This window comes from Chamaesiphon sp. VAR_69_metabat_338 (assembly GCF_031423935.1).
Classification (GTDB): Bacteria; Cyanobacteriota; Cyanobacteriia; order Cyanobacteriales; family Chamaesiphonaceae; genus Chamaesiphon.
Map to the genome: position 1 here is coordinate 1 of NZ_JANPGM010000549.1, position 5,642 is coordinate 5,642.

Below are 5,642 nucleotides of genomic sequence, written 5' to 3' on the forward strand. Positions count from 1 at the left end.
CTGGCGGGGTGAGGGCTATACCTTCACAAATCAATCCAGTAACGCCTGTAATAGCACTAGTTAGTGACGTTACCCACCATCAACGCTTGAGCGTATGATGGGGCGCGACGTTTTCGGGGGAAGCTTCCCCCGAAAAGCTCGCTTGGCTTCCTTCAAGGTTTTCACGCTTCAATGGCTGGGTATCCCCGAAGCCTCCACGCGCAGACACGATGAGTCCCACCGTGTTTGTAGATCGAAAACAAATTTTTTGGAGCGCGATCCTCGATCGACATTACGCGGCGGGCTAGTTACTAAACCACAGGTAATATAGAGCTTTGGATAAGTAACGATTTGTCAGCTTAGTCACCGATGTTTCGATCGCGCAATCAGAGCCTGCTCCTGGCTTGCACGACGCGGCGGTGAGATCCGTCGGCGTGCCATCAGTTACTTTTTTTGGGCAGCACCGCCACTGTTTGCGATCGCGACTTGGAGGGTTTGAACTGCTTTGGCATACTGGGGATCGGCAGCTGTCGCTACTTTAGCCCGATCCTTCACCAAGGCTTGGATTTGCGTTTTAGATAGTTTGACTTCAATATCTGGTTTGATGCCAGCGTGATTGATATCCTTGCCGCTAGGTGTGTAATATTTAGCGATCGTCACGGCCATGCCAGCACCTTCGGAGAGAGGGCGCACCGATTGTACCAACCCTTTGCCAAAAGTTTTCATGCCGACTAGTTGGGCGCGTTTATTGTCTTGGAGGGCACCAGAGAGGATTTCACTCGCACTAGCAGAACCGCCATCGACGAGGACGACGAGGGGTTTTTTGGTAATAGCAGTCCGATTGGCACTGCTGATGTCGCCAGTCCCTTGCCGGTTGACGGTGGAGACAATTTTGCCATCATCCATCCACATCCGGGCAATATCGATCGCACCGTAGAGTAAACCGCCTGGATTCGATCTCAAGTCGAGGATATAGCCAGTCGCGCCTTGACTTTCGAGTTTTTGGATAGCCGTACCCATCTCACTCGAAGCGTTAGCACTAAACTGTTTGAGGCGGATATACCCGATGCCACCGAGTTCTTTGGGGCGATATTTGGCTTCGACGGGATGAATCTCGATTTGCTGGCGGAGTAGGTTAAATTCGAGGACTTGGCGACTATCGCGCAAAATGGTGAGTTTGACATTGGTGCCTTCCTTCCCGCGAATTAGTTGGACGGCTTGGTTGACATCCATCCCGGCGGTACTTTTGCCATCGATCTTGGTAATGATATCTTTGGAAAGAATCCCCGCTTTAGAAGCGGAAGTATCTTCGATCGGCGCGATAACTTCGAGCTTCTTGGTTTTCTCGTTTTGGCTCAATTGAATGCCGACGCCAATTAATTGACCGGAGGTTTCGACTTGGAGATCGCGAAATTCTTTGGGATCCATGAAGCGGGTGTAAGGATCGCCCAGATTTTTGAGCATCAGTCGGATCGACTTATAAACTTCTTCCTTGCTCGCGTAATTTTTCTGGACGACGTACTGCTTGCGGATGGCGCGCCAGTCTTTTTGATTGAAGGTACCATCGACATACTGTTTATCGACGATTTGCCAAACTTCGTCTACCAATTCTTTGGGACTATTCTTGAAGAAGGCAACACCTTTGGGAAGATGCAGACCCGCACCAGTAACTGCTACTGCTGTGAGTACTAAAGCGGTGGCACCAATAACTAACCCGTGTTTTTCGATCTTCATGATTTACGTCTGGAATTAGCAGGAAAAGAGAAAGATTGACTGGAATGCGATCTTAAATTAGCCAAGCACGATCGGTAACTTTAAATGTGATGAATAAATTTATAATCATCCAATCTTACCATATCGAAAGTATGCCTAGTGCCCCGACTACTCTTGGCTGAAAGCTGGGATCGAGATCAACGGGCGATCCCATTAGGAATCGTCGATCGCCAATCTGTCGATGTTGATGCTTCGATTTTAGCCTCATCTCTAGCGATCGGCTACTACTCTGGTTCGACCCAGCGATCGTCAGCTTTAATCAAGGCAATTAACTCGGCAACGCCGTCGGCTTCGGGCACGCGCTTAATCTCATCGCGACCGCGATAGAGGGAGATATAGCCAGGTGTTTTGCCGACATAGCCATAGTCAGCATCAGCCATCTCGCCGGGGCCATTGACGATACAACCCATGACGGCGATATCTAAGCCGGTGAGGTGATTGGTGGCAGCCCGCACTTGGTGGAGAACTTCTTCGAGGTTAAATAAAGTTCGACCGCAGGAAGGGCAAGCGACGTACTCGACCATCGTTTTGCGCAATCCCAAGGCTTGGAGGATGCTATAACAAACGGGGATTTCCTTTTCGGGAGCTTCCGTGAGAGACACTCGCAGCGTATCGCCAATACCTTCGGCTAGTAAGGTGGCAATTCCCGCTGTGGATTTGATCCGTCCGTATTCACCATCCCCAGCTTCGGTAACTCCTAAGTGAATTGGATAATCCATACCAGCGGCATCCATCCGTTGGGCGAGCAGTCGATAGGCTGCCAGCATCACGGGGACGCGAGAGGCTTTCATCGAAATTACCAAGTTGTGAAAGTCAAAGGATTGACAGATCCGGATGCATTCTAGTGCCGACTCAACCATCCCTTCGGGTGTATCGCCGTAGGTAAATAACATTCGTTCGGCGAGGGAGCCGTGATTGACACCGATCCGCATGGCTTTGTTTTGGTCTCTGAGCGAGATTACCAGCGGTTCGAGCATATCGCGAATTTGGTCGCCAATCTCTGCAAATTCGGCAGGCGTATATTCGGTGCGATCGGGTTTGGGCTTCTCGAACACATACAACCCAGGATTGATCCGCACTTTGTCTACATGCTTGGCCACCTCTAGGGCAATTTTCATGCCATTGTGGTGGACGTCGGCCACTAGGGGCACGACTTGATACGTATCGATTAGTTTTTGCTTAATTTCGGCCAATGCCCTAGCATGAGCCATGCTGGGCACGGTGACGCGGACGATTTCGCAACCGATCTCGTGGAGGCGACGAATGCCACCGACAGCTCCATCGATGTCCAGAGTATCTTCATTGATCATCGACTGGACGACTACGGGGTTCTGACCGCCAATCGTAATGCTGCCAACAGCGACAGAACGGGTCTTCCGGCGATGAATCGTGGTGTCTGTACCTAAATTACTGTAAGCGGATGGACTGGGTGCTGGCAAGGTCTGCATATACAAATAAGAGTGAAGATTTGGATGCAACGATCTACCCTTCAGCTTGCCACAATTTGGCTCTTTTGGTGGCGACGATCGCTCGACTCGATCGATGTAGCTAATTTGGGCACTTAATGATCGGGTAGACCGATCTTAGTGTAGTCTAATGAGTAATTAGAAAAAATACGACCAGCAGCCATGATGAGGCTAAATCGATCTACTCCCGATCGCCGCAGAGCCTGTTAAAATGAGTGCTAATATCGCTCAGATTTAATGGTGTATATTTTGGCGATTTTGCAGTTATTCAACTACTCGATCGACTAGATTTACTTTCCGACCCGTTCGACTTTTTTCTTGACACCCCGAACTTCCTACCCCGTTAGCGATCGTCCCCTGCAATCATGTCTAATCAGCGTAGCTATTATCAGCCAAAGTTTTTACGTGAAATGCAATTGGGTTTGGTAGTCTATGGTAGTGTCTCTTTGGCAATCTACACTCATGGTGTCTGCCAAGAGTTTTATCACGCTGTCCGAGGTCGGGGCATTTATAAATTAGTCAAAGCTTTGACCGATGCGGACTTAGTTGTCGATCTGATTTCTGGCAGTTCGGCTGGTGGAGTTAATGGCATCTTACTAGCTTTTGCGATCGCTAATAGCAACGCGCGTGAATTAGTAGATTACAGTCGGTTTGCCAAAATTTGGCGCAATAGTGGCGAGCTGCTCAAATTACTCCAAAAGCCCAATCTGTTCAAACCCCAAGCCAGTGAAGGCAGTACTACCCGACATAGCTTTTATCAGCGGGGTTTGATGAGCACGGCGATCGAGGCAATCGAGTATCGATTACCACGTTCGTCCCAAGAATGGTTTTCGAGTACCAAGGAATTAGATTTGGCAATTGCCGGGACTGACTATCTCGGGAAAGTGGATCGATCGCTCGATGAAAATACCCTCAATCTAAGATCCAAAAACCATCGCGCGATGTTTAGACTCAAACATCGGTTAGGCCGCAAAGAACCATTCAATCCTTATTTTAACGATCCAGATCTACCGCGATCGCCGAATGATACCTATCAAGCCTTGGTGAAATTGTGCCAGATTACAGCAGGCACGCCAGTGATTTTTCCGCTGGTGGAAGTCGATTTACACGATCGCCAAAATTTTGTCGATCGGCAGTTAGTAACTTGGGGCAAATTATCGAAACATTATTCACCAGATTTACCACTCGATCGCAATGATAAATTATATTTTCTCGATGGGGGTTTACTCGACAATGCGCCGCTAACTTGCTTGATGAAGGAAGCCTATTATCGCTTGCCAAATCGAGCTAGCAGTCGGAAGTTATTTTATGTCGATCCCAATCCCGAACGCGGTCAAGAACGAGTGCAACTGGGGAAAAACAAAGCCGCGCGGACGGGTAAATTGCTCCAAGCTACAACTTTGTCGATTCCGATCCATCAGAGTATTACTAACGATTTGCGCACGATTCACGAGCACAATCACAAGGTGCGTCGCTATCAAACTTTAATCGATCGCGCCGAGCAAGCAGTAGAGTCTCAGCAATTATTAGAAAGTAGCGATCGCACGCAGTCCCAAATCTATTTGCGGGGTAGATTATTTGATTTTAGAGATCGTAATTTACCCCTGCTTTTGCATGCCGATCTGGGAGCGCAAAATACCCAGTATTCAGTGACGATCGATAAGATCGAGCGGATTTTAACTAGTAAATTTACCAACAGCCAAGACCGCCATCATCACCATAAATTAATCGATCGATTCGAGTCACAAATTATCGATTTAGATGTGGAATATAGTATTCGCCAACATTTTTATATTATCGATCGGATTGGCGATCTACTAGGGTCAGAACTGGAGATTCCCGAGCGCGAGCATCTACAATGCTTGTCTGCACAATTAAGCTGCAACATCAAGTTATTAGAAGTAATTAGAGCTAGCATCGAGTTATTGTTAAGCGATCGCTCGGTGAGTAATTATTTTTATTACTTAATCAATCAAGAAGGGAACGATCGTCGGCTCCGCGCGCTAGTCTACGAACTAATCTTTCGGTTGCATCGATTTCTGTTAAATGGCACTAAATTTCAGACATTTATTCCCGATGCGGCAGCAGGATCGAAGTTAGAAACAATTGCTGTTTATTTCTGGCTGGATCTGCCAGAATTAGCAGCAAAAAGCGGTCGCGAACGGTGGTTATCCCAAGCCAGAATTTCGAGCGTATTCGCACAATTCAAACAACGGATTGCCGAGCTTCAGCATAGTACTAATCTGCATCCACTGATTTGGGCAGATCGCGAATTGGAATACGATAACGACTGCAATCAAAGCTTTCCAAGTATCTTGAAACAGGTGGCTATCGCTGCGGAGATCGAGATCGAGAAATTTGGCGATCGCTATAGCGGTCAATTATTAAAGCAATGGCGAACTTTTGAAGCTCTCGATCGCGAGT

3 protein-coding genes are annotated in these 5,642 nt (G+C 47.9%); 1 reads left to right on the plus strand and 2 read right to left on the minus strand.

Features of this window, described 5'->3' with window-relative positions:
* Positions 1 to 423: 423 nt before the first annotated feature.
* Both ctpC and ispG read right to left on the minus strand, forming a co-directional pair.
* Positions 424 to 1,713 (minus strand): carboxyl-terminal processing protease CtpC, encoded by a 1,290-nt coding sequence (gene ctpC / locus RMO84_RS15095; RefSeq protein WP_310489267.1) that lies wholly within the window; start codon positions 1,711 to 1,713, stop codon positions 424 to 426.
* Between the two features lie 263 nt (positions 1,714 to 1,976).
* Positions 1,977 to 3,200, minus strand: a complete 1,224-nt coding sequence (ispG, locus tag RMO84_RS15100; protein WP_310489268.1) for a (E)-4-hydroxy-3-methylbut-2-enyl-diphosphate synthase — start codon at positions 3,198 to 3,200, stop codon at positions 1,977 to 1,979.
* Between the two features lie 383 nt (positions 3,201 to 3,583).
* Here ispG and RMO84_RS15105 point away from each other — a divergent pair.
* A partial coding sequence (locus RMO84_RS15105) for a patatin-like phospholipase family protein (protein ID WP_310489269.1) occupies positions 3,584 to 5,642 on the plus strand: 2,059 nt, incomplete at its 3' end.

Excerpts from the sequence above, each read along its gene's own strand:
- ctpC (WP_310489267.1), bottom strand. The coding sequence starts at position 1,713 with ATGAAGATCGAAAAACACGGGTTAGTTATTGGTGCCACCGCTTTAGTA.
- ispG (WP_310489268.1), bottom strand. The coding sequence starts at position 3,200 with ATGCAGACCTTGCCAGCACCCAGTCCATCCGCTTACAGTAATTTAGGT.